Origin of the sequence: Streptomyces sp. NPDC057287 (assembly GCF_042667905.1) — a bacterium.
Lineage (GTDB): Bacteria > Actinomycetota > Actinomycetes > Streptomycetales > Streptomycetaceae > Streptomyces.
The window spans coordinates 207,844-230,710 of the sequence record NZ_JBHUYV010000007.1; the positions used below are offsets into that span (position 1 = coordinate 207,844).

Consider the following 22,867-nt stretch of genomic DNA (forward strand, 5'->3'; position numbering starts at 1 on the left):
GGCGAACACGGTGGGGGCGGGTACCGGGTCGCCCGGTACCCGCCCCCACCGGGACTCACATCCCGTACTTCTCCCGGGCCTCCTTGACCTTCGAGGCCGGGATCTCACCGCGGCGGGCCAGCTGGGCCAGCGCGGCGACCGCGACGGACTCGGCGTCGACACCGAAGTGCCGGCGGGCGCCCTGGCGGGTGTCGGAGAGGCCGAAGCCGTCCGTGCCGAGCGAGGACCAGTCCTGCTCCACCCACTGGCTGATGGAGTCCGGGACCGCGCGCATCCAGTCGCTGACCGCGAGGACCGGGCCCGGCGCACCGGAGAGCGCCTGGGTCACGTAGGGCACGCGCTCCTCGCCGCGGAGCAGCGCCTCGTCGGACTCCAGCGCGTCACGGCGCAGCTCGCCCCACGAGGTGGCGGACCAGACGTTGGCCGTGACACCCCAGTCGGCGGCCAGCAGCTCCTGGGCCTCCAGGGCCCAGTGGATCGCCGTACCGGACGCCAGGAGCTGGAGGCGCGGGGCGTCCGCCTCGGCGGGCACGCCCTCCTTGAAGCGGTACAGGCCCTTGACGATGCCGTCCTCGACGCCTTCCGGCATCGCGGGCTGCTGCTTGGGCTCGTTGTAGACCGTCAGGTAGTAGAAGACGTTCTCGGCCTCGGGGCCGTACATCCGGCGCAGGCCGTCCTTGACGATCACCGCGATCTCGTACGCGAACGCCGGGTCGTAGTTGAGCGACGCGGGGTTCGTGGACGCGATCAGGTGCGAGTGGCCGTCCGCGTGCTGGAGGCCCTCACCCGTCAGGGTCGTACGGCCGGCGGTGGCGCCGACGATGAAGCCCTTGCCGAGCTGGTCGGCGAGCTGCCACATCTGGTCGCCGGTCCGCTGCCAGCCGAACATCGAGTAGAAGATGTAGAACGGGATCATCGTCTCGCCGTGCGTCGCGTACGACGAAGCGGCGGCGATGAAGTCGGCCATGGCCCCGGCCTCGGTGATCCCCTCGTTGAGGATCTGGCCGTCCTTGGCCTCCTTGTAGTACATCAGCTGGTCGCGGTCGACCGGCTCGTACGTCTGGCCGAGCGGCGAGTAGATGCCGGCGGAGGGGAACAGCGACTCCATACCGAAGGTACGGGCCTCGTCCGGGACGATCGGAACCCAGCGCTTTCCGGTCTCCTTGTCCCGCATCAGGTCCTTCACCAGGCGGACGAACGCCATGGTGGTGGCCATCTCCTGCTTGCCGGACCCCTTGTACAGGGCCTTGAACGCGCGCTCCTCGGGCTGCGGAAGAGCCACCGCGTGCACCCGGCGGGCGGGGGCGGGGCCACCGAGGGCGGCACGGCGCTCCTGGAGGTAGCGGACCTCGGGGGAGTCGGCACCCGGGTGGCCGTAGGGGACCAGCCCGTCCTCGAAGGCGCTGTCCGGGATCGGGAGGCCGAGCAGCTCGCGCATGCTCTTGAACTCGTCGATCGACAGCTTCTTCATCTGGTGGTTGGCGTTCTTGGACTCGAAGCCCTTGCCGAGCGTGTAGCCCTTGACCGTCTGGGCCAGGATCACGGTCGGCGCGCCCTTGTGCTCCAGGGCGGCGCGGTAGGCCGCGTACACCTTGCGGGCCTCGTGGCCGCCGCGGGAGCTGTAGAAACACTCGGCGATCTTCGCGTCGCTCAGCAGTTTCGCCAGCTCGGCGAGGGCGGGCTCGGCGCCGAAGAAGTGCTCGCGGATGTAGGCCACGTCGCGCGTGGCGTACGTCTGGAACTGCGCGTCCGGGACCTCGCGGAGGCGGCGGATCAGCGCGCCCGTGGTGTCCAGCTGGAACAGCTCGTCCCAGGCGGAACCCCAGAGCGTCTTGACGACGTTCCAGCCGGCCCCGCGGAACGCGCCCTCGAGCTCCTGGACCACGCGGAAGTTGGCGCGGACCGGGCCGTCGAGGCGCTGCAGGTTGCAGTTGATGACGAAGGTCAGGTTGTCGAGCTGCTCACGGGCTGCGAGGGCGAGGGCAGCGGTCGACTCGGGCTCGTCCATCTCGCCGTCGCCCAGGAAGGCCCAGACGTGCGAGTTCGACGTGTCCTTGATCTTGCGGTTGGTCAGATAGCGGTTGAAGCGCGCCTGGTAGATCGCCGAGAGAGGGCCGAGACCCATCGACACCGTGGGGAACTCCCACAGCCAGGGCAGTCGCCGCGGGTGCGGGTACGACGGCAGGCCGTCGCCCCCCGATTCCTGGCGGAAGTTGTCGAGCTGCTGCTCGGAGAGGCGGCCGTCGAGGAAGGCGCGGGCGTAGATGCCGGGCGAGGCGTGGCCCTGGATGTAGAGCTGGTCGCCGGAGCCGTCGCCCTCCTTGCCGCGGAAGAAGTGGTTGAAGCCGGTCTCGTACAGCCAGGCCGCCGAGGCGAACGTGGCGATGTGACCGCCGACGCCGTACCGGGCGCCACGGGTGACCATCGCGGCCGCGTTCCAGCGGTTCCACGCGGTGATCTTCGATTCCATCTCCAGGTCGCCGTCGAACGCGGGCTCGGCGGAGGTGGGGATGGTGTTGACGTAATCGCTCTCCAGCAGCTTGGGCAGCGCGATGCCGGCGCCCTCGGCGTGCTGCAGCGAACGCCGCATCAGGTACGCGGCGCGGTGCGGGCCCGCGGCCTTGGTGACGGCGTCCAGGGAGGCCGCCCACTCGGCGGTCTCCTCGGGGTCGCGGTCCGGGAGCTGGTCGAGCTCGCTCGGAAGCTTTGCTACGGGGTCGGTCATGATCGCCGCCTTCCGGAGTGGGAGGGGGTGGAGAAGGCCCTGACTGGCAGGACAGGGCGATCGGGCCGGTGGGCCCGCGGATGAACTGTAAGTCTCCGATCGATGATCGATCAAAGGGTGAAGGGCAAAACTTCTCGATATGAAGAAAAGTGGCATGCGGTGCCGCGAAACGGGGCACGCAGTGACGGGATCAAGGGGGCGAAACGGGCGCTGACCTGCACGGTCGAGCGCCTTGCGCCGCAGATGGGCGACCTGCCCGCGGCCGGTCGGAACGTCAGGCGCGCGGAGCGCACCCGAGGACGTGTTCCTTCACCAGCACGGCGATCCGCGGGTCCCGCCGGAGGAACGCCTCGATGAGCGCCTCGTGCTCCTCCGCGTACGACTTCTGCACTGTGCCCAGCCAGCGGATGGACAGGGCCGTGAACACCTCGATGCCCAGTCCCTCCCAGGTGTGGAGCAGGACGGCGTTCCCCGCGGCCCGCACCATCTCCCGGTGGAAGGCCACCGTGTGCCGCACCTGTGCCTCACCGTCGGCCAGCCGGTCCGCCTCGTACAGCGCCGCCACGTGCGGGGCGAGCGCCGAGCAGTCCTCGCCGAGCGCCGGCGCCGCCAGCTCGGCCGCGATCTGTTCGAGCCCGGCCCGCACGGGATAGCTCTCCTCCAGATCGGCCGCGGTGAGATTGCGGACCCGGACGCCCTTGTTCGGCGCGGACTCGATCAGCCGCAGGGTCTCCAGCTCCCGCAGCGCCTCGCGCACGGGTGTCTGGCTGACCTCCAGCTCGGTGGCGATGCGGCGCTCCACGATCCGCTCGCCCGGCTTCCAGCGCCCGCTGACTATCCCTTCCACGATGTGCTCGCGGATCTGTTCGCGCAGCGAGTGGACGACGGGCGGGGTCATGAGGAGCTCCTTCGGGGACGAACCGGTGCTGCCTGCGCCGACCGGCGGCGGAGACGACCGGTGGTGTCTAGACAATACGGCGGCGCCCCCGTCCGGAAGTGTTCCGGACGGGGGCGCCGCTGGTGAGGCTGGTTACAGCTGTACGGCTCAGAGGCCGAGCTCGACCTCGAACTCGCCCGCCTCGAGGATCGCCTTGACCGTCGTCAGGTAACGGGCGGCGTCCGCGCCGTCCACCAGGCGGTGGTCGTAGGAGAGCGAGAGGTAGGTCATGTCGCGGATACCGATGACGGTGCCCTCGGCGGTCTCGATGACCGCCGGACGCTTGACCGTGGCACCGATGCCCAGGATGGCCGCCTGGTTCGGCGGCACGATGACCGTGTCGAACAGCGCACCGCGCGAACCGGTGTTGCTGACGGTGAAGGTCGCGCCCGACATGTCGTCCGGGGTGAGGCCGCCGCCGCGGGCCTTGCCGGCCAGCTCGGCGGTCTTCTTCGCGATACCGGCGATGTTCAGGTCGCCCGCACCCTTGATGACCGGGGTCATCAGACCCTTCTCGGCGTCCACGGCGATGCCGATGTTCTCCGAGTCGAAGTACGTGATGGTGCCCTCGTCCTCGTTGATCCGGGCGTTGACGACCGGGTGGGCCTTCAGCGCCTGGGCCGCCGCCTTCACGAAGAACGGCATCGGGGACAGCTTGACGCCCTCACGGGCGGCGAAGGACTCCTTCGCCTGGTTGCGCAGCTTCATCAGCTTGGTGATGTCGACCTCGAGGACCGAGGTCAGCTGGGCCTGCGAGTGCAGGGCCTTCATCATGTTGTCGCCGATGACCTTGCGCATGCGGGTCATCTTGACCGTCTGACCGCGCAGCGGGGACGCCTCCAGCTTCGGCGCGGCCTTGGCCGCGGGAGCGGCGGCGGCCGGAGCCGGAGCGGCTGCGGCGGCCTTGGCGGCCTCCGCTGCGGCGACGACGTCCTGCTTGCGGATGCGGCCACCGACGCCGGTGCCCTTGACCGAGCCCAGGTCGACGCCGTTCTCGGCGGCGAGCTTGCGGACCAGCGGCGTGACGTACGCGCCGTCGTCACCGGAAGGCGCCGACGGAGCGGCCGGAGCCGGAGCGGCAGCCGCGGGTGCCGGAGCGGCGGGTGCCGGTGCCGCCGGTGCCTGGGCGGCCGGAGCCGGGGCCGGTGCCGGAGCGGCGGGCGCGGCCGGAGCCGGAGCTGCCGGAGCCGGAGCCGGAGCCGGTGCGGCCGGTGCGGCGGGGGCCGGTGCCGGTGCTGCGGCGGGGGCCGGGGCGGCCTCGGCCGGAGCGGCGGCCGGTGCGGCACCCGGAGCGCCGATGACGGCGAGCTTGGCGCCGACCTCGGCGGTCTCGTCCTCGGCGACCACGATCTCCAGCAGCACGCCGGCGACCGGGGCGGGGATCTCGGTGTCGACCTTGTCCGTGGAGACCTCGAGCAGGGGCTCGTCCTCCGCGACCTCGTCGCCGACCTCCTTCAGCCAGCGGGTGACGGTGCCCTCGGTGACGCTCTCGCCGAGCGCGGGGAGGGTGACGTCGGTGCCGGAGGCACCGCCGGCCGGAGCGGCAGCGGGGGCCTCGGCGGCAGGGGCCTCGGCGGCGGGCGCCTCGGCAGCGGGGGCCTCGGCGGCGGGGGCCGGGGCCTCCTCGGCCGGAGCCGGTGCGGCCTCCGGCTCGGCGGCCGGAGCCTCGGCGGCGGGTGCGCCCGAGCCGTCGTCGATGACGGCCAGCTCGGCGCCGACCTCGACGGTCTCGTCCTCGGCGACCTTGATGGACGACAGGACGCCGGAGGCGGGCGCCGGGATCTCGGTGTCGACCTTGTCGGTCGAGACCTCGAGCAACGGCTCGTCGGCCTCGACGCGCTCGCCCTCGGCCTTCAGCCAACGGGTGACAGTGCCCTCGGTGACGCTCTCGCCGAGCGCCGGAAGGGTTACGGAAACCGACATGGTTTCAGTTGCTCCTTACGAAAGTGCGGATGTGGTCGGTCGTCCCCGGGACTGGATCAGTCGTGGGAGTGGAGAGGCTTGCCGGCCAGGGCCAGGTGGGCCTCGCCCATCGCCTCGTTCTGCGTCGGGTGGGCGTGGATGAGCTGCGCGACCTCGGCCGGCAGCGCCTCCCAGTTGTAGATCAGCTGGGCTTCGCCGACCTGCTCGCCCATGCGGTCACCGACCATGTGGACGCCGACCACGGCACCGTCCTTGACCTGGACGAGCTTGATCTCGCCCGCGGTCTTCAGGATCTTGCTCTTGCCGTTGCCCGCCAGGTTGTACTTGAGGGCCACGACCTTGTCCGCACCGTAGATCTCCTTGGCCTTGGCCTCGGTGATGCCGACGGAGGCGACCTCGGGGTGGCAGTACGTCACCTTCGGCACGCCGTCGTAGTCGACCGGCACGGTCTTGAGGCCGGCGAGCCGCTCCGCCACCAGGATGCCCTCGGCGAAGCCGACGTGAGCGAGCTGGAGGGTCGGGACCAGGTCACCGACGGCCGAGACGGTCTCCACGTTGGTCTGCATGTACTCGTCGACGAGGACGTAGCCGCGGTCCATCGCGACGCCGGCCTCCTCGTAGCCCAGCCCCTGCGAGACCGGGCCGCGGCCGATCGCGACCAGCAGCACCTCCGCCTCGAAGGTCTTGCCGTCGGCGAGGGAGACCTTCACGCCGTCCTGCGTGTACTCGGCCTTGTCGAAGAAGGTGCCGAGGTTGAACTTGATGCCGCGCTTGCGGAACGCGCGCTCAAGAAGCTTCGAGCTGTTCTCGTCCTCGACCGGGACCAGGTGCTTCAGGCCCTCGACGATGGTGACGTCGGTGCCGAAGGACTTCCACGCCGAGGCGAACTCGACGCCGATGACGCCGCCGCCCAGGACGATGGCGGACTTCGGCACGCGGTCCAGCTTCAGCGCGTGGTCCGAGGAGATGATCCGGTTGCCGTCGATCTCCAGGCCCGGCAGCGACTTCGGCACGGAGCCGGTCGCCAGGAGCACGTGGCGGCCCTGGACACGCTGGCCGTTCACATCCACCGAGGTGGGCGACGAGAGACGGCCCTCACCCTCGATGTAGTGCACCTTGCGCGAGGCGATGAGCCCCTGCAGACCCTTGTACAGGCCCGAGATCACGTCGTCCTTGTACTTGTGGACGGCCGCCATGTCGATGCCCTCGAAGGTGGCCTTCACGCCGAACTGCTCGGCCTCGCGGGCCTGGTCGGCGATCTCGCCGGCGTGCAGCAGCGCCTTCGTGGGGATGCAGCCGTTGTGCAGGCAGGTGCCGCCGACCTTGCCCTTCTCGATCAGTGCGACGTCCAGGCCCAGCTGAGCTCCGCGCAGGGCCGCGGCGTAACCGCCGCTACCACCGCCGAGGATCACTAGGTCGAAAACGGTGCTGGCGTCGTTCGCCACGTCACGTCCTCCATGCATGTGCGCCGTATGCCGGGCCCCGTCGCTGGGGTGTGACCGGCCGGTCGGCTGGTGTTCGGCCGCTTGCGTTATTCGGCCCTGTGGTGGGGGCCCTGTCCTGCCGAGAACCCATCTTCGCACTTGTTGCGGGCGGACGGGACGCGGGCCCCTGCTCCGAGCCGGACGATCACCGGGCCAGGACGGTTACCGATGCGTACAGATCTTCGGAAAAAGTAGGACGGAGCCGAAGGGTGAACGCCCGCGGCCCCGGACGTATGCCCGGGGCCGTGTACGGCGCGGGAGCGCCGCGGGCGGACCGTCCCGTGCGGACGGCCTGTCGAGACCTCAGCCGAGGTCGCCGGCCGCCGTGCGCTCGGCCAGCCTGACCAGGGTGCGGACCGAGGAGCCGGTGCCGCCCTTGGGCGTGTAGCCGTACGGGGCGCCCTCGTGGTACGCCGGGCCCGCGATGTCCAGGTGCGCCCAGGCGATGCCCTCGCCCACGAACTCCTTCAGGAACAGGCCGGCCACCAGGCCGCCGCCCATCCGCTCGCCCATGTTGGCGATGTCGGCGGTCGGGGAGTCCATGCCCTTGCGCAGGTCGGCGGGGAGCGGCATCGGCCACGAGGCCTCGCCGACCTCCTCGGCGATCTCGTGGATCGACGTGCGGAAGGCGTCGTCGTTGGCCATCACACCGAAGGTGCGGTTGCCGAGGGCGAGGACCATCGCACCGGTCAGGGTCGCCACGTCGACGATCGCGTCGGGCTTCTCCTCCGAGGCGCGGGTCAGTGCGTCCGCGAGGACCAGGCGGCCCTCGGCGTCCGTGTTGAGGACCTCGACGGTCTTGCCGCTGTACATGTGCAGTACGTCACCGGGGCGGGTGGCGTTGCCCGAGGGCATGTTCTCGGCGAGGGCCAGCCAGCCGGTGACGTTGACCTGGAGGCCGAGGCGGGACGCCGCGACGACGGCGGCGAACACGGCGGCGGCGCCGCTCATGTCGCACTTCATCGTCTCGTTGTGGCCGGCCGGCTTGAGCGAGATGCCGCCCGAGTCGTAGGTGATGCCCTTGCCCACCAGCGCCAGGGTCTTCTCGGCCTTCGGGTGGGTGTAGGCCAGCTTGACCAGGCGCGGACCGTGGGTGGAGCCCTGGCCGACGCCGAGCAGACCGCCGTAGCCGCCCTTGACGAGCGCCTTCTCGTCGAGGACCTGCACCTTGATGCCGTGCTCCTTGCCGGCGGCGGTGGCCACGGCGGCGAAGGACTCGGGGTACAGGTCGTTCGGCGGGGTGTTGATCAGGTCGCGGGCCCGGTTGATCTCCTCGGCGACCGCGACGGCGCGCTCGGCGGCCGCCTTGAAGGCCTTGTCGCGCGGCTTGGTGCCGAGCAGGGCGACCTCGCCGAGCGGAAGCTTCCTGGCGTCGGGCTTGGCGCCCTTGGGGGCGAGCTTGTTCTCGCCGCCCTGGTAGGCGGTGAACGCGTACGCGCCCAGGAGGGCGCCCTCCGCGACGGCCGCGGCGTCCTCGACCGACTCGGTCGGCAGCGCGAATCCGGCCTTCTTGGAGCCCTTCAGGGCACGTGCGGCGCTTCCGGCGGCCCGGCGCAGCGTCTCGGCGTCGTAGGCGTCGTCCTTCTCCGGGACCGGACCCAGGCCGACGGCGATGACGACCGGGGCCTTGAGGCCGGCCGGCGCGGGGAGCTTGGTCACCTCGCCCTCGGCGCCGGAGGCGCCCAGGGTCTCCAGGACGGTGGCGAGCTTTCCGTCGAACGCCTTGTCCACGGCCTCGGCGCCCGGTGCGACGACCAGGTTCCCCGCCTTGGACCCAGCGCCCTTGGCGACGCCGACGACGAGTGCGTCGGCGCGCAGCGTCGCCGCACCGGAGGTGCTGAGAGTGAGAGCAGTCACGGTGGTGAAATCTCGCTTCCGTTGAGTTGTGTGCCGGTCTGTGTTGGTCGAGGGGGTGGCCGACCGGGCCCGGCGCATCGTAGACCCGCCGCAATGTGCCGGGAATGAGCCTACGCGCGCCGATGCGTCCCGCTCACGGGGGCGGTGCCCTCAGCCCAGCGACAGCGCGAGCAGAGCCGCCGTCGCGGCCGTCTCCTCCAGTGCGCCGAACACGTCGCCCGTCACCCCGCCGAAGCGCCGCACGCAGTGACGCAGCATCAGGTGCGCGGCTCCGAGGCCGGCCAGGACGGCGAGGGTGTGATGCAGGGCCGCGCCGAATCCGCCCGCCGCCGCGCCGGCCGCCGCGCAGCACGCGGCCACCGCGCAGGCCGCCGCCGCCGCGCCCAGGGGCGGGACGGTGCCCGCCACAGCCGCGCCGAGACCCTCCGGCCGGGCGGGCGGGACGCCCCGGCGCGAGGCGAGGGTGAGCGCGAGCCGCGCCGTCACGGCGGCGGCGACCGTGCCCAGCGCGCCGTCGGCCCAGCCCCGGCCGTACAGCTCGAAGAGCGCCGCGACCTGGGCCAGCAGCACGAACACCAGGGTGACCACACCGAACGGGCCGATGTCCGACTGCTTCATGATCCGCAGCGCGTCCTCGGCGGGCCTGGCGCTGCCGAGCCCGTCGGCGGTGTCCGCGAGCCCGTCCAGGTGCAGTCCGCGGGTCAGCGCGGCGGGGAGTGCGGCGGAGGCGACCGCCGACAGCAGGGGGCCCGCCCCGCCCATCAGGAGCAGCACCCCGGGGACGGCCGCGAGCAGCCCCACGGCGAGGCCGGCGAGCGGGGCGCACAGCATTCCGGCGCGGGCGGCCCGCCGGTCCCAGCGGGAGACACGTACGGGGAGCGCGGTCAGGGTGCCGAAGGCGAAACGCACGCCGTGGGTGTTCAGGGAGGTCACCGCGCGCACGCTAGCCGGTGCGGCGGCGCGCCGAATTGGGCAAAGTGTCCTATAAGCCGCACATGCGGTCCTCGGGTGGAGGTGGCATGGGTCACTGGTTCCAGCAGAACATCGTCGAGCCGGGCAAGCTTCCTCTGCTGCTCGCGCTGAGCGCCTTCGTGCTGACCTTCGCCATCACCCGGGTGATCACCAGGATGATCAGGGCCGGAAAGGGGCCGTTCGGCAACATCACGCCCGGTGGCGTGCACGTCCACCACGTCGTGCCCGGTGTCGTGCTGTCGGTGGTCGGCGGCTTCGGCGCGGTCGCCAGCGGTCAGCACGGCGTCGCGGCGGGGATCTTCGCGGTGATCTTCGCTGTCGGCGCCGGCCTCGTCCTCGACGAGTTCGCGCTGATCCTCCACCTCGACGACGTGTACTGGACGGAGGAGGGCCGCCAGAGCGTGGAGGTCGTCGTGCTCACGGCCTCGCTCGTCCTGCTCGTCCTGGCGGGCTTCTCACCGCTCGGCGTCGACGAACTGACCGGGCAGCAGCAGCAGGACAGGCTCGGTGTCGTCCTGACCTACGTCTTCAACTTCGGGCTGGTGCTGATCGCGCTGTTCAAGGGCAAGGCCCGGATGGCGGTCATCGGCACCCTGATCCCGTTCGTCGCGCTGATCGGCGCGATCAGGCTCGCCCGGCCCGCGTCGCTGTGGGCGAGGCGCCTGTACCGCCGGCGCCACCGGGCCCGCGCCAGGGCGGTGCTGAGGGCGTATCACCACGACGTGCGCTGGGTGGGGCCCCGGCGCCGCTTCCAGGACCTGATCGGCGGGGCCCCGGACAGGACCCCGCTGCCGCCCCGCCCGGGCGCCGGCCCCTGAGGTCTCAGGCGGTCGTCTCCGCGGGCTCGGTGGCCCCCGAAGGCTCCTCCGACTCCCCGGCGGGCTCCCGCACGCGCTCGGGCAGCTCCGCCGCCAGTGCCGCCGCGGCCTGGACGAGCGGCAGCGCGAGCAGGGCGCCGCTGCCCTCGCCCGCCGTCATCCCGTGGTCCAGCAGCGGCGTCAGAGCCATCCGGTCCAGCGCCTTCAGCTGCGCCGGCTCCCCGCTGAGCTGCCCCGCCAGCCACCAGTCCGGCGCCCGGAAGGCCGCCCGCTGGGCCACCAGCGCACAGGCGGCCGAGACCACGCCGTCCAGCACCACGGGCATCCGGCGCACCGCGCTCTGGAGGAGGAATCCGGTCATCGCCGCCAGATCCGCGCCGCCGACCGCGGCCAGCAGCTCCAGCTGGTCGCCGAGGACCGGCCGGGCCCGCCGCAGGGCGTCCCGGATCGCGGCGCACTTGCGCATCCACGCCAGATCGTCGATCCCGGCGCCGCCGCGCCCCGTCACCACCGAGGCGTCCGTGCCGCACAGGGCGGCGATCAGGGTCGACGCCGCCGTCGTGCCGCCGACGCTCAGATCACCCAGCACCACGAGGTCCGTGCCGGAGTCGGCCTCCTCGTCGGCGATGCGCATGCCGAGCCGCACGGCCTGCTCGGCCTCCTCGGCCGTCAGCGCGTCCTCGACGTCGATCCGGCCGCTGCCGCGCCGCACCCGGTGGCGTACGACGGCTTCGGGCAGCAGCCCGGGGTCGCAGTCCAGACCGGCGTCCACGATCCGTACGGGGACGGAGAAGCGGCGGGCCAGCACCGCGACGGGGCTCGCACCGTCCAGCACCGACCGGACGAGCTCGTGCGCGGTACCGGCAGCCCGGCCGGAGACCTCCAGCTCCGCCACACCGTGGTCGCCGGCGAACAGCACCACGCGCGGCCGCTCGACCGGCTGGACCGGGACCGACTGCTGGGCTGCCGACAGCCATTCACCCAGCTCGTCGAGCCGGCCGAGCGCGCCGACGGGAACGGCGAGCCGCTCCCGGCGTTCCTCGGCATCGCGCCGCACGCCCCCGTCGGGGCGTTCGATCAGGTCGGAGAAGTCGTCCAGGTTCACGGGGGTCTGCCTCGCGGGTCGGCGCTGGGTGGGCGTTGGGTGGGCCGGAACCCGCCGGAGGGCTCCTCTGCGGAACAGTACCCGGCACCCCTTCCCGTATCCCCGGCCCCGCACGTGCCCGTGCTCAGCCCCGCAGCACCAGGGCCTGCCCCGCCACCACCAGCAGCACCTGCTCGCACTCGGTGGCGAACGCCGCGTTGAGACGGCCCAGTTCGTCCCGGAAACGCCGTCCGGAGGCCGTTGCCGGGACCACGCCCGACCCGGTCTCGTTGGTCACGGCGACGACCGTACGACGTGTCCCGCGCACCGCGCGGACCAGCTCGGAGACCCGCTCGCGCAGCTTCTCCTCCCCGCCGTCCGCCCACCGGCCGTCGTCCCAGGCGTCGACCCGGTCCATCGCGTCCGTCAGCCACAGCGACAGGCAGTCGATCAGCAGCGGCGGACCGTCCTGCTCCAGCAGGCCCGCCAGCTCGCAGGTCTCCTCGGTGCGCCAGGCGGCAGGCCTGCGTTCCCGGTGAAGCCCGATCCGGGCGTCCCACTCCGCGTCCCCCTCACGGCGGCCGCCCGTCGCCACGTACACCACCTCGGGGAAGGTCTCCAGGCGCTGTTCGGCCTCCACCGACTTCCCGGACCTGGCCCCGCCGGTGACCAGCGTGCGCCGGGGCACCTCGGGCACGGCGTGGTAGGCGCCCACCGGCAGGGTCGTCCCGTCCGGCACGGCGCGCGCCCCGCCCGCGGCGAGCCGGCGGTCCAGCTCGGCCCCGGTCGGCGCGTCGTGGTCCAGGTGGACGGCGAGCACCTCGGTGGCGGCCCCGACGGCCCCTGTCGCCCGCAGCCTGGCCACCGCGTCCGGACGCCCGATCACATCGCAGACGACCATGTCGTACGGCTCCGCCACGGGGTCGGCCAGACCGGCGGGCGCTGCGCCCGGCGGCAGATAGAGCAGGCGCTCGCCCTCCGGCGAGGTCACCTCGTAACCGGTGCCCGGCGCGTCCATGGCCAGGGCCCGGATCCGGTGACCGCTGATCAGCGTCAGCTCCTGGCCGTCCGGGACACGTCCCGCGGGCGGGAGCGAGTCGGGCAGCTCCACGGCGGGCCCGTCGTGGGGATGGGTCAGCAGCACCTGCCGCACGGCGGCGAGCGAGTGACCCGCGCGGGCGGCGGCGAACACGGCCCCCGGGGTGAGGTCCAGGAGCAGCGCGTCGTCCACGAGCAGCGCGGTCGCGGCACGGGCCCCCGTACCGCGGGAGAACGCGCAGACGGCGCAGGGGCAGTCGGGCCGCGGCAGCCCGTCGGGGGCTCCGGTGCCGAGCAGTGTCAGTTCCACGTGTCGATCCTCCCGCGTCCGTGAACCACCTGCGCGCCCGGGACACCCACTAGTCTTCGGGGAGCAACGTGACCCAGGAGGCGGACATGGCGTGGACGTGGCGGTTCGAGAAGTCCGACGGTACGGAGACGGAGCCGGCGCTGCAGCCGGAGGAGTTCACCACTCAGGGCGACGCGGAGTCCTGGATCGGTGAGTTCTGGAAGGAGCTCCTCGAAGGCGGCGCGCACCAGGTGACGCTCTTCGAGGACACGACGAAGATCTACGGCCCGATGAGCCTCCAGGCCGACTGAGGTCCGCCGGTCCGCCCGGGCCACGGTGTCCGGGCGGGCCGTGCGGCCGTCGTGCCCCCGGCCCGCTCTCAGATCTCGCCCAGGGTGACCTGGGCGGTCCTCGACGCGTCCCCCCGCCGGTACGTCACCCCGACCTTCTGACCGGGATCGTCGTCCGCCAGGGCCTCCGAGAGCGACGTGATCGTCGTGACCCGGGTGTCGCCGATCCGGGTGATGATGTCCCCGGCACGCAGGCCGGCCTTCTCCGCGGCCCCGCCCTTCTGCGCACTGACGATCGCGACTCCGGCCGGCCGGTACTCGTCGTCGACGACGGTGCGGCCCCTGATGTCCAGCGCCGCCCGGCCCGAGTCGGTGACCTTTCCGGACTTGATGATCTGGTCGGCGACCGTCCGCACCATCGAGACGGGGATGGCGAACCCGATCCCGGGTGCCGCGCTGTCGCCCAGCTGGGGGTCCGTCGCCGCGAGGGTGGGGATGCCGATCACCTCGCTGTCGAGGTTCACCAGGGCTCCGCCGCTGTTGCCGGGGTTGATGGCCGCCGAGGTCTGCACCATGTTCGCGAGCGTCGCCCCGGTGCCGCCGCCCGAGCTGCTCTCGCTGACGGTCCTGCCCACGGCCGAGACGATGCCCTGGGTGACGCTGCTGGACAGGCCGAGCGGTGAGCCCATCGCGAGGACGATCTGCCCCACCTCGACCTCGTCGGTGTCACCGAACTCGGCGGCCCGCAGCCCGTCGGGGACGTCGTCGAGCTTGACGACGGCCAGGTCCTGCTCCGGATAGGAGGAGACGAGGGAGGCCTTGAACACCTTCTCGCCGGTGGCGACGCTGACGTCGAAGGTCTTCTCGTCGCCCACCACGTGGGCGTTCGTCACGATGTGGCCCTTGTCGTCGTAGACGATGCCCGAGCCGAGCCCGTCACCGGCGCCGATCTGCACGACGGAGGGCAGGACGTCCCTGATCACGGCCCGGTACTGGTCCTCCAGGTCACCCGCGGCCCGGGACACCGCCGCCTGCTGGGCCGGGGCGGCGGCCGGGGCCGGCCCGAGGCCGGTGCAGCCGCCCGCCAGCGCGATGGCGCAGGCACCGGCGGCCAGGGGCGTGAGCGAGCGGCGTACCCGGCTGCGGGAAGGGGTTGCGTCCATTCCCGGAGTATCGCCAGGGCCCGCCGGGCGCGGCCTGCGGTGCTGGGCCGATCAGCCGTACGGCTCCGACGGGGTCAGCCGCGTACCCCGCACAGGTGCAGGAGCGCGGCCACCCCGCGGTACGGATCGGTCCGTCCCGCCCTGTCCTCCGCGGCGAAGATCCGCTCCAGCTCCTCGGGGCCGGGCAGCTCCTCCTCGTTCCCCACGTTGTCGGTGAAGACCCGCACGCCGTACCAGGCGTGCAGCGGGGCGGCGATCCCGGCGAGGGTGGCCCGCAGCACCCCGAGCCGGTCCGCCCGGACGTCGAGGCCGAGCCTGTTGGTGTACGTGTCCGTGTCGAACGCCGCGAGGGTGGCGGCGAAGTCGCCCGCCGTCCCCGGCCGCATAGCCAGGGCGTCGGCGTTCCGGACGAGCAACGAGAGCAGCCCGCCGGGCGCCAGCATCCTGGCGAGACCGGCGAGCAGCGGATCCGGCTCGGGGACGTACATCAGGACGCCGTGACAGAGCACCACGTCGAAGCTGCCGGGCAGGAAGTGCACCCCGGTGTCCCGCCCGTCGCCCTCGATGAGCCGCACCCGCTCCCGGATGCCCTCGGGCTCGCCCGCCAGGGACTCCCGCGCGGTCCGCAGCATCTCGGGGTCGGACTCGAGGCCCGTCACGGAGTGCCCGGCCCGCGCCAGGCGCAGCGCCTGCGTGCCCTGGCCCATGCCGACGTCGAGCACCCGCAGCCGCTGCCCCACGGGGAAGCGCCCGGCTATCTGCTCGTCGAGCTGCCGGGCGACGAGCTCCTGGCGGACCGTGTTGCGCAGCCCTCCGAGCCCGCCCAGCCACTGGGAGGAAACCCCCGTGAAGCCGGAGGTATCCGTGCTCAGGGCCGCTCTCCCCGCTTGACCTGCGGCTTGGGAAGACGCAGACGGCGCATCTGGAGCGTGCGCATCAGGCCGTAGGCCACCGCGCCGCGCTTCGGGGTGTCCGGGAAGCGCTGGGCCAGCTGCTTCTTGAGGCGGAAACCGAGGCCGATGGAGTCGACGACGATCAGCACGATCACGCCGAGCCAGAGCAGCAGCGAGATGTTCTGGATGTTCTGGACCTGGATCACGCTGAGGATCAGGATGATCACTGCGAGCGGGAGGAAGTACTCCGCGATGCAGAAGCGCGAGTCCACGAAGTCACGGACGAAGCGCCGCACGGGCCCCTTGTCACGCGCCGGCAGATAAAGCTCGTCGCCCGACGCGAGGGCCTCCCGCTGCCGGGCCATGTCCGCCCGGCGCGCTTCACGCTGGCGCTTCGCCGCCTCCTTGCGATCGGTCGGCGTGCCGCTGGAGGCACGCCGGCGCTGCGTCTGCGAGTCGCTGCGCTTGGGGGTGGGGCGACCTTTGGGAGCCTGAGGGTCGCGGGGCTGCTTGGAGAGGTCCGCCGTCACCTTGCCGGTGGGGGCCTTCTCTTCCTTGGAACGGCTACGGAACACAAAACCCAAGGGTACGGGGTCGCCGGGGACTCCCGGGGACCGGCCGGGAACGATCCGGCAACGGCCTGCGTCCTGAAAAGTGTCCCGACAGGGGCAGAACGGACGTTGCCGACGTGATCCCTGAGGGCCGTCTACTCCCTGCGCGGGAGCGGTGACCGGCGGCAGTCGTCCTTGCGGAGGAGCACATCCGTGCTCGAACAGTGCGGTAATGGAGACAGGGCCCGTACTGTGGGTTCTGTTGGAGTGCTGGAGCTCAGTCCGTCAGAAGGGGGCGCGCGAAGCCCATGAGCGGTGTCATGAAGCGTATGGGAATGATCTTCCGCGCGAAGGCAAACAAGGCCCTTGACCGGGCCGAGGATCCGCGCGAGACCCTCGATTACTCGTACCAGAAGCAGCTGGAGCTGCTCCAGAAGGTACGCCGCGGCGTCGCCGACGTGGCGACGTCGCGCAAGCGGCTTGAGCTGCAGCTCAACCAGTTGCAGGGGCAGTCGTCCAAGCTGGAGGACCAGGGCCGCAAGGCGCTCGCGCTCGGCCGCGAGGACCTGGCCCGCGAGGCGCTGTCCCGGCGGGCCGCCCTCCAGCAGCAGGTGACCGACCTGGAGACGCAGCACCGGACGCTGCAGGGCGAGGAGGAGAAGCTCACTCTCGCGGCCCAGCGTCTTCAGGCCAAGGTCGACGCCTTCCGGACGAAGAAGGAGACCATCAAGGCCACCTACACGGCGGCCCAGGCCCAGACGCGGATCGGTGAGGCCTTCTCCGGCATCTCCGAGGAGATGGGCGACGTCGGCCTGGCCATCCAGCGGGCCGAGGACAAGACCCAGCAGCTCCAGGCCCGCGCGGGGGCCATCGACGAGCTGCTGGCCTCCGGTGCCCTGGACGACCCGTCCGGTACGGCGAAGGACGACATCGCCGCCGAGCTGGACCGGATCTCCGGTGGTACGGATGTGGAGCTGGAGCTGCAGCGCATGAAGGCCGAACTGGCCGGCGGATCCGCGGGGCAGCAGCAGGCCATCGAGGGCGGCGCCGAGGACGCGGCACCGCAGTCGCAGCAGTCCCCGCACAAGTTCGACAAGCAGTGAGGGCGGCGTCATGATCGTACGGATCATGGGGGAGGGCCAGGTCAGCCTGGCCGACAGTCACGTCGCCGAGCTGAACGAGCTCGACGACATACTCCTCGCGGAGATGGAGAGCGGTGACGGACCCGGTTTCCGCACCACGCTCCACGCGCTCCTGGACAAGGTGCGCGAGCTGGGCTCGCCGCTCCCCGACGACGCCCTGGAGCCGTCCGAACTGATCCTGCCGTCACCCGACGCCACCCTCGAAGAGGTGCGCTCCATGCTCCGCGACGACGGGCTGATCCCCGGCTGAACGGGCCCGCCCCCTCCGCACTCCCCACGGTGCCCCGCCCCGGTCGGTCCGGTGCGGGGCACCGTGCCGTGACGTGGTCGGCACACCGTACGGGCCGGCCCGGCGACGGCACGCCGTACCGTGGTCCGACGTGACCCTCCTCGGAAACGGGCTCGTGCGTGCCTGGCGCTGGCTGCGCGGCCATCCCCTCGCCTTCGACGGCGGCCTCGCCGTGGGCGTGCTCGCCTGCATGATCTGCGTGTCGTTCACCGAGCCGAACCCGGGCCACGGGCCCGACTTCGGCGCGCGGGTACCCGAACCGTCGAGCGTGCTGCTGATGGTGCTCGGCGCCGGTGCGCTCGTCCTGCGGCGACGCAGGCCCATGGCCGTGCTCGTGGCGACCGGACTGCTGTGCGTCGTCGAGTTCCTCCTGATCGATCCGCCCGCCCCCGTCGTCATGAGCGCGGTCATCGCGCTCTTCACCGTCGCGGCCAGCACCGACCGCCCGACCACCTGGCGGGTCGGCCTGCTCACCATGGGCGGACTGGCCATGGCCGCGATGGTGGCCGGTACGACGCCCTGGTACAGCCAGGAGAACCTGGGCGTCCTCGCCTGGACCGGGCTGGCGGGTGCCGCCGGCGACGCGGTCCGCAGCAGACGCGCGTTCATCGACGCGATCAGGGAACGGGCCGAACGCGCGGAGCGCACCCGCGAGGAGGAGGCCCGCCGGCGGGTCGCCGAGGAGCGGCTCCGGATCGCCCGGGACCTGCACGACGTCGTCGCCCACCACATCGCCCTGGTCAACGTCCAGGCCGGGGTCGCCGCCCACGTCATGGACAAGCGCCCCGACCAGGCCAAGGAAGCGCTCGCCCACGTACGGGAGGCCAGCCGCTCGGCCCTCAACGAACTGCGGACCACGGTGGGGCTGCTGCGCCAGTCCGGTGACCCCGAGGCGCCCACCGAACCCGCCCCGGGGCTCGCCGTCCTGGAACCCCTGGTCGACACCTTCCGCAACGCCGGACTCCCCGTGGAGGTGGCCTGCACCGACCCGGACAGTCCGCTGCCCGCGGCGGTGGACCTCGCTGCCTACCGGATCATCCAGGAGGCCCTGACCAACGTGCGCAAGCACGCCGGCGCCGGCGCGAAAGCCGAGGTCAGCGTCGTACGGGTCGGAGGGACCGCGGAGATCACCGTGCTCGACGACGGCCGGGGACCGCATCCGCTCCCCGCACCGGCCGACGGCGGCAGGCACGGCCTGATCGGCATGCGTGAGCGCGTGACCGCGCTCGGCGGCACCCTCACGGCGGGAGCGCGTTACGGGGGCGGCTTCAGGGTTCATGCGATCCTGCCCGTCACGTCCCGCACACGCGCGCCGGAGCGGCCGGGCACGGTGGGGACGACGGGGGGATGCGCATGACGCCCATCAAGGTGCTGCTCGCCGACGACCAGGCGCTGCTGCGCAGCGCGTTCCGGGTGCTGGTCGACTCCGAGCCCGACATGCACGTCGTCGGTGAGGCCGCGGACGGGGCGCAGGCCGTGGAACTGGCCCGCTCGACCCGCGCGGACGTCGTGCTGATGGACATCCGGATGCCGGGCACCGACGGGCTCACCGCGACCAGGATGATCAGCGCGGATCCGGACCTCGCCGGGGTCCGGATCGTCATGCTCACCACTTTCGAGGTGGACGAGTACGTCGTGCAGTCCCTGCGCGCGGGCGCCTCCGGCTTCCTGGGCAAGGGCGCGGAACCGGACGAGCTGCTCAACGCCATCCGGGTCGCCGCGGCGGGCGAGGCGCTGCTCTCCCCGGTCGCCACCAAGGGCCTCATCGCCACCTTCCTGGCCCAGGCGGGCACCGGCGCCGAGGGGCCCGACGCCACGGAGTACGCCGAGCGCCTCGCCGCGCTCACCGGGCGCGAGCGCGAGGTGCTCGTCCAGGTCGCGGGCGGGCACTCCAACGACCGGATCGCCGAACGGCTGGTCGTCAGCCCTCTCACCGTGAAGACCCATGTGAACCGGGCCATGGCGAAGCTGGGCGCGCGGGACCGTGCGCAATTGGTGGTCATCGCGTACGAATCGGGCCTGGTCCGTCCCCGGGTGGAGTGACGGGTGGAGACCCGGCTACTCCAGCTGCGGTATGCGCGGGATAAAAAGGCAACCCGGGGGCCGACGTTTTCCCGCACGGATCAGGCGATCGTATGGATGGGCGGGCTGTGTCCCCTGTGATCGCCGGACCGGTGGTCGCCGAACAGCCGCCCATCTGCCGCGTACGCCACAGAAGAGAGACCCACCCATGTCCTGGCTGTCCAGATTCAGCCTCGCGCAAAGGGCGCTGATCGGGCTGATCTCGATCGTCGCGCTCGTTTTCGGAGCGATCGCGATCCCGCAGCTCAAGCAGCAGCTGCTGCCCACCATCGAACTCCCGATGGTGTCGGTGCTGGCGCCCTATCAGGGTGCGTCCCCCGATGTGGTCGAGAAGCAGGTCGTCGAGCCCCTCGAGAACACGATCAAGGCCGTCGACGGCGTCGAGGGCGTCACCTCGACCGCCAGCGAGGGCAACGCCGTCATCATGGCGACGTTCGACTTCGGGGACGAGGGCACGAAGCAGCTCGTCGCCGACATCCAGCAGGCCGTGAACCGCGCCCGCGTCCAGCTGCCCGACTCCGTGGACCCGCAGGTCATCGCCGGCTCGACGGACGACATCCCGACCGTCGTCCTCGCCGTCACCTCGGACAAGGACCAGCAGGCCCTCGCCGACCAGCTCGACCGCACGGTCGTCCCGGCGCTCGAGGACATCGAGGGCGTCGGCCAGGTCACGGTCGACGGCGTCCAGGACCTCCAGATCTCCGTCGTCCCCGACGACAGGAAGCTCGCCGCGGCCGGCATGAACGCCGCCTCGCTGGCCCAGGCCCTCCAGGCCGGGGGCGCCACGGTCCCGGCGGGCTCATTCTCCGAGTCCGGCAAGAGCCGCACCATCCAGGTGGGCGGTTCCTTCACCTCGCTCCAGCAGATCGAGGACCTGAAGGTCTCGGCGGCGAACCCGGCCACGGGCAAGTCCGGGAAGCCGGTCCGCGTCGGTGACATCGCCACGGTGAAGCAGGAGCCCGCCACCGCGGTCTCCCTCACCCGTACGAACGGCAAGCCGAGCCTCGCCGTGATGGCGACGATGGACAAGGACGGCAGTGCCGTCGCCATCTCGGACGCCGTCCAGGACAAGCTCGCCGACCTGCGCAAGGACCTCGGCGCCGGCGCCGAGCTGACCGTCGTCTCCGACCAGGGACCCGCCGTCTCCAAGGCGATCTCCGGCCTGACCACCGAGGGCGCGCTCGGCCTGCTCTTCGCGGTCGTCGTGATCCTGGTGTTCCTCGCGTCGATCCGCTCGACGCTGGTCACCGCGGTCTCCATCCCGCTCTCCGTGATCCTCGCGCTGATCGTGCTCTGGACCCGCGACCTGTCGCTGAACATGCTCACGCTCGGCGCACTGACCATCGCGATCGGCCGGGTCGTCGACGACTCGATCGTGGTCCTGGAGAACATCAAGCGGCACCTCGGCTACGGCGAGGAACGCCATTCGGCGATCATCACCGCGGTCAGGGAAGTGGCCGGCGCGGTCACCTCGTCCACGCTCACCACCGTGGCGGTCTTCCTGCCCATCGGTCTGGTCGGCGGCATGGTCGGCCAGCTCTTCGGATCCTTCTCGCTCACCGTCACGGCGGCCCTGCTGGCCTCCCTGCTGGTCTCGCTGACCGTGGTCCCGGTCCTCTCGTTCTGGTTCCTGCGGGCCCCCAAGGGCACCGACGCCGACCCGGACGAGGCACGCCGCAAGGCCGAGGAGAAGGAGGCCGCCAGCCGGCTCCAGCGGCTCTACGTCCCGGTGCTCCGCTTCGCGACCCGGCGCCGTGTCACCAGCATCGTCCTCGCTTTCGTGGTCCTGTTCGGCACGTTCGGCATGGCGCCCCTGCTCAAGACGAACTTCTTCGACCAGGGCGAGCAGGAAGTCCTCTCCGTCAAGCAGGAGCTGACTCCCGGTACGAGCCTGGCCGCCGCCGACGAGGCCGCGAAGAAGGTCGAGAAGGTCCTCGCCGCGGACAAGGGCGTGGAGGACTACCAGGTCACCGTCGGCTCCTCCGGCTTCATGGCCGCCTTCGGCGGCGGTACGGGCGCCAACCAGGCCTCCTACCAGGTCACCCTCAAGGACTCGGCGGACTTCGAGGCCACCCAGGACCGTATCGACGAGGCCCTCGGCAAGCTCGACGGCATCGGTGACACCACGATCGCCGCCGGCGACGGCTTCGGCAGCCAGGACCTCAGCGTCGTGGTCAAGGCCGCGGACGCGGACGTGCTGCAGAAGGCGTCCGAAGCGGTGCGGGGCGAGGTCGCGAAGCTCAAGGACGTCACCGACGTCCAGAGCGACCTGGCGCAAAGCGTCCCGCGCATCTCGGTCAAGGCCAACGACAAGGCGGCCGACGCCGGGTTCAACGAGACCACCCTCGGCGCGGCGGTCGCCGGTGCGGTGCGCGGCACCCCCTCCGGCACCGCGATCATGGACGACACCGAGCGTGACATCCTGGTGAGGTCGGCCTCGCCGGCCACCACCACGGCCGAGCTGAAGGCGCTTCAGCTGGGCCCGGTGAAGCTCGGCCAGATCGCCGACGTGAAGCTGGTCCCCGGGCCGGTCTCGATGACCCGGATCGACGGACAGCGGGCAGCGACGATCACCGCCAAGCCGACCGGCGACAACACGGGCGCGGTCACCGCCTCGCTCCAGACGAAGATCGACGCCCTGGACCTCCCGGAGGGTGCCACCGCGACCATCGGCGGTGTCTCCCAGGACCAGAACGATGCCTTCATGAAGCTGGGCCTGGCCATGCTGGCGGCCATCGCGATCGTCTTCATGCTGCTGGTGGCCACCTTCAGGTCGCTCGTCCAGCCGCTGATCCTGCTGGTCTCCATCCCCTTCGCGGCGACCGGCGCCATCGGGCTCCTGGTCGTCACCGGCACCCCGCTGGGCGTCCCCGCGATGATCGGCATGCTGATGCTGATCGGCATCGTGGTGACCAACGCGATCGTGCTGATCGACCTGATCAACCAGTACAGGTCGCAGGGCATGGGCGTCGTCGAGGCCGTGATCGAGGGCGGGCGCCACCGCCTCCGCCCGATCCTGATGACGGCACTGGCGACGATCTTCGCCCTCCTCCCGATGGCGCTCGGCGTCACCGGTGAGGGCGGGTTCATCTCCCAGCCGCTGGCGGTCGTGGTGATCGGCGGTCTGATCACCTCCACGCTGCTGACGCTGCTCCTGGTGCCGACGCTCTACGCGATGGTCGAACTCCGCAAGGAGCGCCGCGCGAAGAAGAAGGCCGCCAGGCGTGCGGCGAAGTCCGGCGGGCCCGCCCCGGAGGCGGCGGAGGAAGCCGTCTCCGACGAGCCGGAGCCCGCGAAGGCCTGACGGGGCCCGCAGCACCACGCGAAAGG

The 22,867-nt window shown here is 71.8% G+C and carries 18 protein-coding genes; 7 read left to right on the forward strand and 11 right to left on the reverse strand.

Translation table 11 applies throughout. The annotated features are described in order from the left end of the window. Positions 1-55: 55 nt before the first annotated feature. The 6 genes from aceE to ACFUNE_RS16145 form a co-directional block, all read right to left on the reverse strand. On the reverse strand, positions 56-2,725 hold the full coding sequence (aceE, locus tag ACFUNE_RS16120) for a pyruvate dehydrogenase (acetyl-transferring), homodimeric type (RefSeq protein ID WP_383567321.1): 2,670 nt from the start codon (positions 2,723-2,725) through the stop codon (positions 56-58). A 274-nt stretch (positions 2,726-2,999) separates the two neighbouring features. Then, positions 3,000-3,623 (reverse strand): GntR family transcriptional regulator, encoded by a 624-nt coding sequence (locus ACFUNE_RS16125; RefSeq protein WP_383567324.1) that lies wholly within the window; start codon positions 3,621-3,623, stop codon positions 3,000-3,002. 147 nt (positions 3,624-3,770) lie between these two features. Then, positions 3,771-5,585 (reverse strand): 2-oxoglutarate dehydrogenase, E2 component, dihydrolipoamide succinyltransferase, encoded by a 1,815-nt coding sequence (gene sucB / locus ACFUNE_RS16130; protein ID WP_383567327.1) that lies wholly within the window; start codon positions 5,583-5,585, stop codon positions 3,771-3,773. A gap of 56 nt (positions 5,586-5,641) precedes the next feature. Beyond that, positions 5,642-7,030: a dihydrolipoyl dehydrogenase gene (gene lpdA / locus ACFUNE_RS16135; protein ID WP_383567331.1), complete on the reverse strand. Its 1,389-nt coding sequence runs from the start codon at positions 7,028-7,030 to the stop codon at positions 5,642-5,644. Positions 7,031-7,372: 342 nt separating this feature from the next. Further along, on the reverse strand, positions 7,373-8,926 hold the full coding sequence (locus tag ACFUNE_RS16140; protein WP_383567334.1) for a leucyl aminopeptidase: 1,554 nt from the start codon (positions 8,924-8,926) through the stop codon (positions 7,373-7,375). Positions 8,927-9,076: 150 nt separating this feature from the next. Then, positions 9,077-9,859 (reverse strand): adenosylcobinamide-GDP ribazoletransferase, encoded by a 783-nt coding sequence (locus ACFUNE_RS16145; RefSeq protein WP_383567337.1) that lies wholly within the window; start codon positions 9,857-9,859, stop codon positions 9,077-9,079. Positions 9,860-9,945: 86 nt separating this feature from the next. Here ACFUNE_RS16145 and ACFUNE_RS16150 point away from each other — a divergent pair, with 86 nt between their 5' ends. Next, positions 9,946-10,716, forward strand: coding sequence for a hypothetical protein (locus tag ACFUNE_RS16150; RefSeq protein ID WP_383567340.1), 771 nt, complete (start codon positions 9,946-9,948; stop codon positions 10,714-10,716). Positions 10,717-10,720: 4 nt separating this feature from the next. On the opposite strand, the gene cobT is transcribed toward ACFUNE_RS16150, so the two are convergent. Together cobT and ACFUNE_RS16160 are read right to left on the reverse strand one after the other, a co-directional pair. After that, positions 10,721-11,821, reverse strand: coding sequence for a nicotinate-nucleotide--dimethylbenzimidazole phosphoribosyltransferase (cobT, locus tag ACFUNE_RS16155; RefSeq protein ID WP_383567343.1), 1,101 nt, complete (start codon positions 11,819-11,821; stop codon positions 10,721-10,723). A gap of 124 nt (positions 11,822-11,945) precedes the next feature. Beyond that, entirely contained in the window at positions 11,946-13,148 is a 1,203-nt protein-coding gene (locus ACFUNE_RS16160; protein WP_383567346.1) for a bifunctional adenosylcobinamide kinase/adenosylcobinamide-phosphate guanylyltransferase, read from the reverse strand. 86 nt (positions 13,149-13,234) lie between these two features. Between ACFUNE_RS16160 and ACFUNE_RS16165 the strand changes: the two genes are divergently transcribed. Then, positions 13,235-13,438, forward strand: a complete 204-nt coding sequence (locus tag ACFUNE_RS16165; protein WP_329227939.1) for a hypothetical protein — start codon at positions 13,235-13,237, stop codon at positions 13,436-13,438. 68 nt (positions 13,439-13,506) lie between these two features. On the opposite strand, the gene ACFUNE_RS16170 is transcribed toward ACFUNE_RS16165, so the two are convergent. The 3 genes from ACFUNE_RS16170 to ACFUNE_RS16180 all read right to left on the reverse strand — a co-directional run bounded on the left by ACFUNE_RS16170 (position 13,507) and on the right by ACFUNE_RS16180 (position 16,048). After that, complete coding sequence (locus tag ACFUNE_RS16170) at positions 13,507-14,580, reverse strand: S1C family serine protease (RefSeq protein ID WP_383567349.1); 1,074 nt, start codon at positions 14,578-14,580, stop codon at positions 13,507-13,509. A gap of 74 nt (positions 14,581-14,654) precedes the next feature. Continuing rightward, on the reverse strand, positions 14,655-15,389 hold the full coding sequence (locus tag ACFUNE_RS16175; protein WP_383567788.1) for a class I SAM-dependent methyltransferase: 735 nt from the start codon (positions 15,387-15,389) through the stop codon (positions 14,655-14,657). Positions 15,390-15,448: 59 nt separating this feature from the next. Continuing rightward, the gene (locus ACFUNE_RS16180; RefSeq protein WP_383567352.1) at positions 15,449-16,048 is read right to left on the reverse strand and encodes a DUF3043 domain-containing protein; all 600 of its coding nucleotides are present in this window, start codon (positions 16,046-16,048) and stop codon (positions 15,449-15,451) included. 296 nt (positions 16,049-16,344) lie between these two features. Here ACFUNE_RS16180 and ACFUNE_RS16185 point away from each other — a divergent pair, with 296 nt between their 5' ends. From ACFUNE_RS16185 to ACFUNE_RS16205, 5 genes are all read left to right on the forward strand, one after another. Beyond that, positions 16,345-17,127, forward strand: coding sequence for a PspA/IM30 family protein (locus tag ACFUNE_RS16185; protein ID WP_147963071.1), 783 nt, complete (start codon positions 16,345-16,347; stop codon positions 17,125-17,127). Positions 17,128-17,137: 10 nt separating this feature from the next. Then, entirely contained in the window at positions 17,138-17,416 is a 279-nt protein-coding gene (locus ACFUNE_RS16190) for a hypothetical protein (protein WP_329227933.1), read from the forward strand. Between the two features lie 130 nt (positions 17,417-17,546). Continuing rightward, positions 17,547-18,812, forward strand: a complete 1,266-nt coding sequence (locus tag ACFUNE_RS16195; protein WP_383567356.1) for a histidine kinase — start codon at positions 17,547-17,549, stop codon at positions 18,810-18,812. Then, complete coding sequence (locus ACFUNE_RS16200) at positions 18,809-19,498, forward strand: response regulator (RefSeq protein ID WP_383567359.1); 690 nt, start codon at positions 18,809-18,811, stop codon at positions 19,496-19,498. The genes ACFUNE_RS16195 and ACFUNE_RS16200 overlap by 4 nt, the downstream gene beginning before the upstream one ends. A gap of 187 nt (positions 19,499-19,685) precedes the next feature. Further along, complete coding sequence (locus tag ACFUNE_RS16205; protein ID WP_383567362.1) at positions 19,686-22,841, forward strand: efflux RND transporter permease subunit; 3,156 nt, start codon at positions 19,686-19,688, stop codon at positions 22,839-22,841. Positions 22,842-22,867: the final 26 nt, after the last annotated feature.

Coding starts and splice junctions, on each gene's coding strand:
- aceE (WP_383567321.1), bottom strand. CDS start 2,725: ATGACCGACCCCGTAGCAAAGCTTCCGAGCGAGCTCGACCAGCTCCCG.
- ACFUNE_RS16125 (WP_383567324.1), bottom strand. CDS start 3,623: ATGACCCCGCCCGTCGTCCACTCGCTGCGCGAACAGATCCGCGAGCAC.
- sucB (WP_383567327.1), bottom strand. CDS start 5,585: ATGTCGGTTTCCGTAACCCTTCCGGCGCTCGGCGAGAGCGTCACCGAG.
- ACFUNE_RS16200 (WP_383567359.1), top strand. CDS start 18,809: ATGACGCCCATCAAGGTGCTGCTCGCCGACGACCAGGCGCTGCTGCGC.
- ACFUNE_RS16150 (WP_383567340.1), top strand. CDS start 9,946: ATGGGTCACTGGTTCCAGCAGAACATCGTCGAGCCGGGCAAGCTTCCT.
- ACFUNE_RS16165 (WP_329227939.1), top strand. CDS start 13,235: ATGGCGTGGACGTGGCGGTTCGAGAAGTCCGACGGTACGGAGACGGAG.
- ACFUNE_RS16185 (WP_147963071.1), top strand. CDS start 16,345: ATGAAGCGTATGGGAATGATCTTCCGCGCGAAGGCAAACAAGGCCCTT.
- ACFUNE_RS16205 (WP_383567362.1), top strand. CDS start 19,686: ATGTCCTGGCTGTCCAGATTCAGCCTCGCGCAAAGGGCGCTGATCGGG.
- ACFUNE_RS16190 (WP_329227933.1), top strand. CDS start 17,138: ATGATCGTACGGATCATGGGGGAGGGCCAGGTCAGCCTGGCCGACAGT.
- ACFUNE_RS16170 (WP_383567349.1), bottom strand. CDS start 14,580: ATGGACGCAACCCCTTCCCGCAGCCGGGTACGCCGCTCGCTCACGCCC.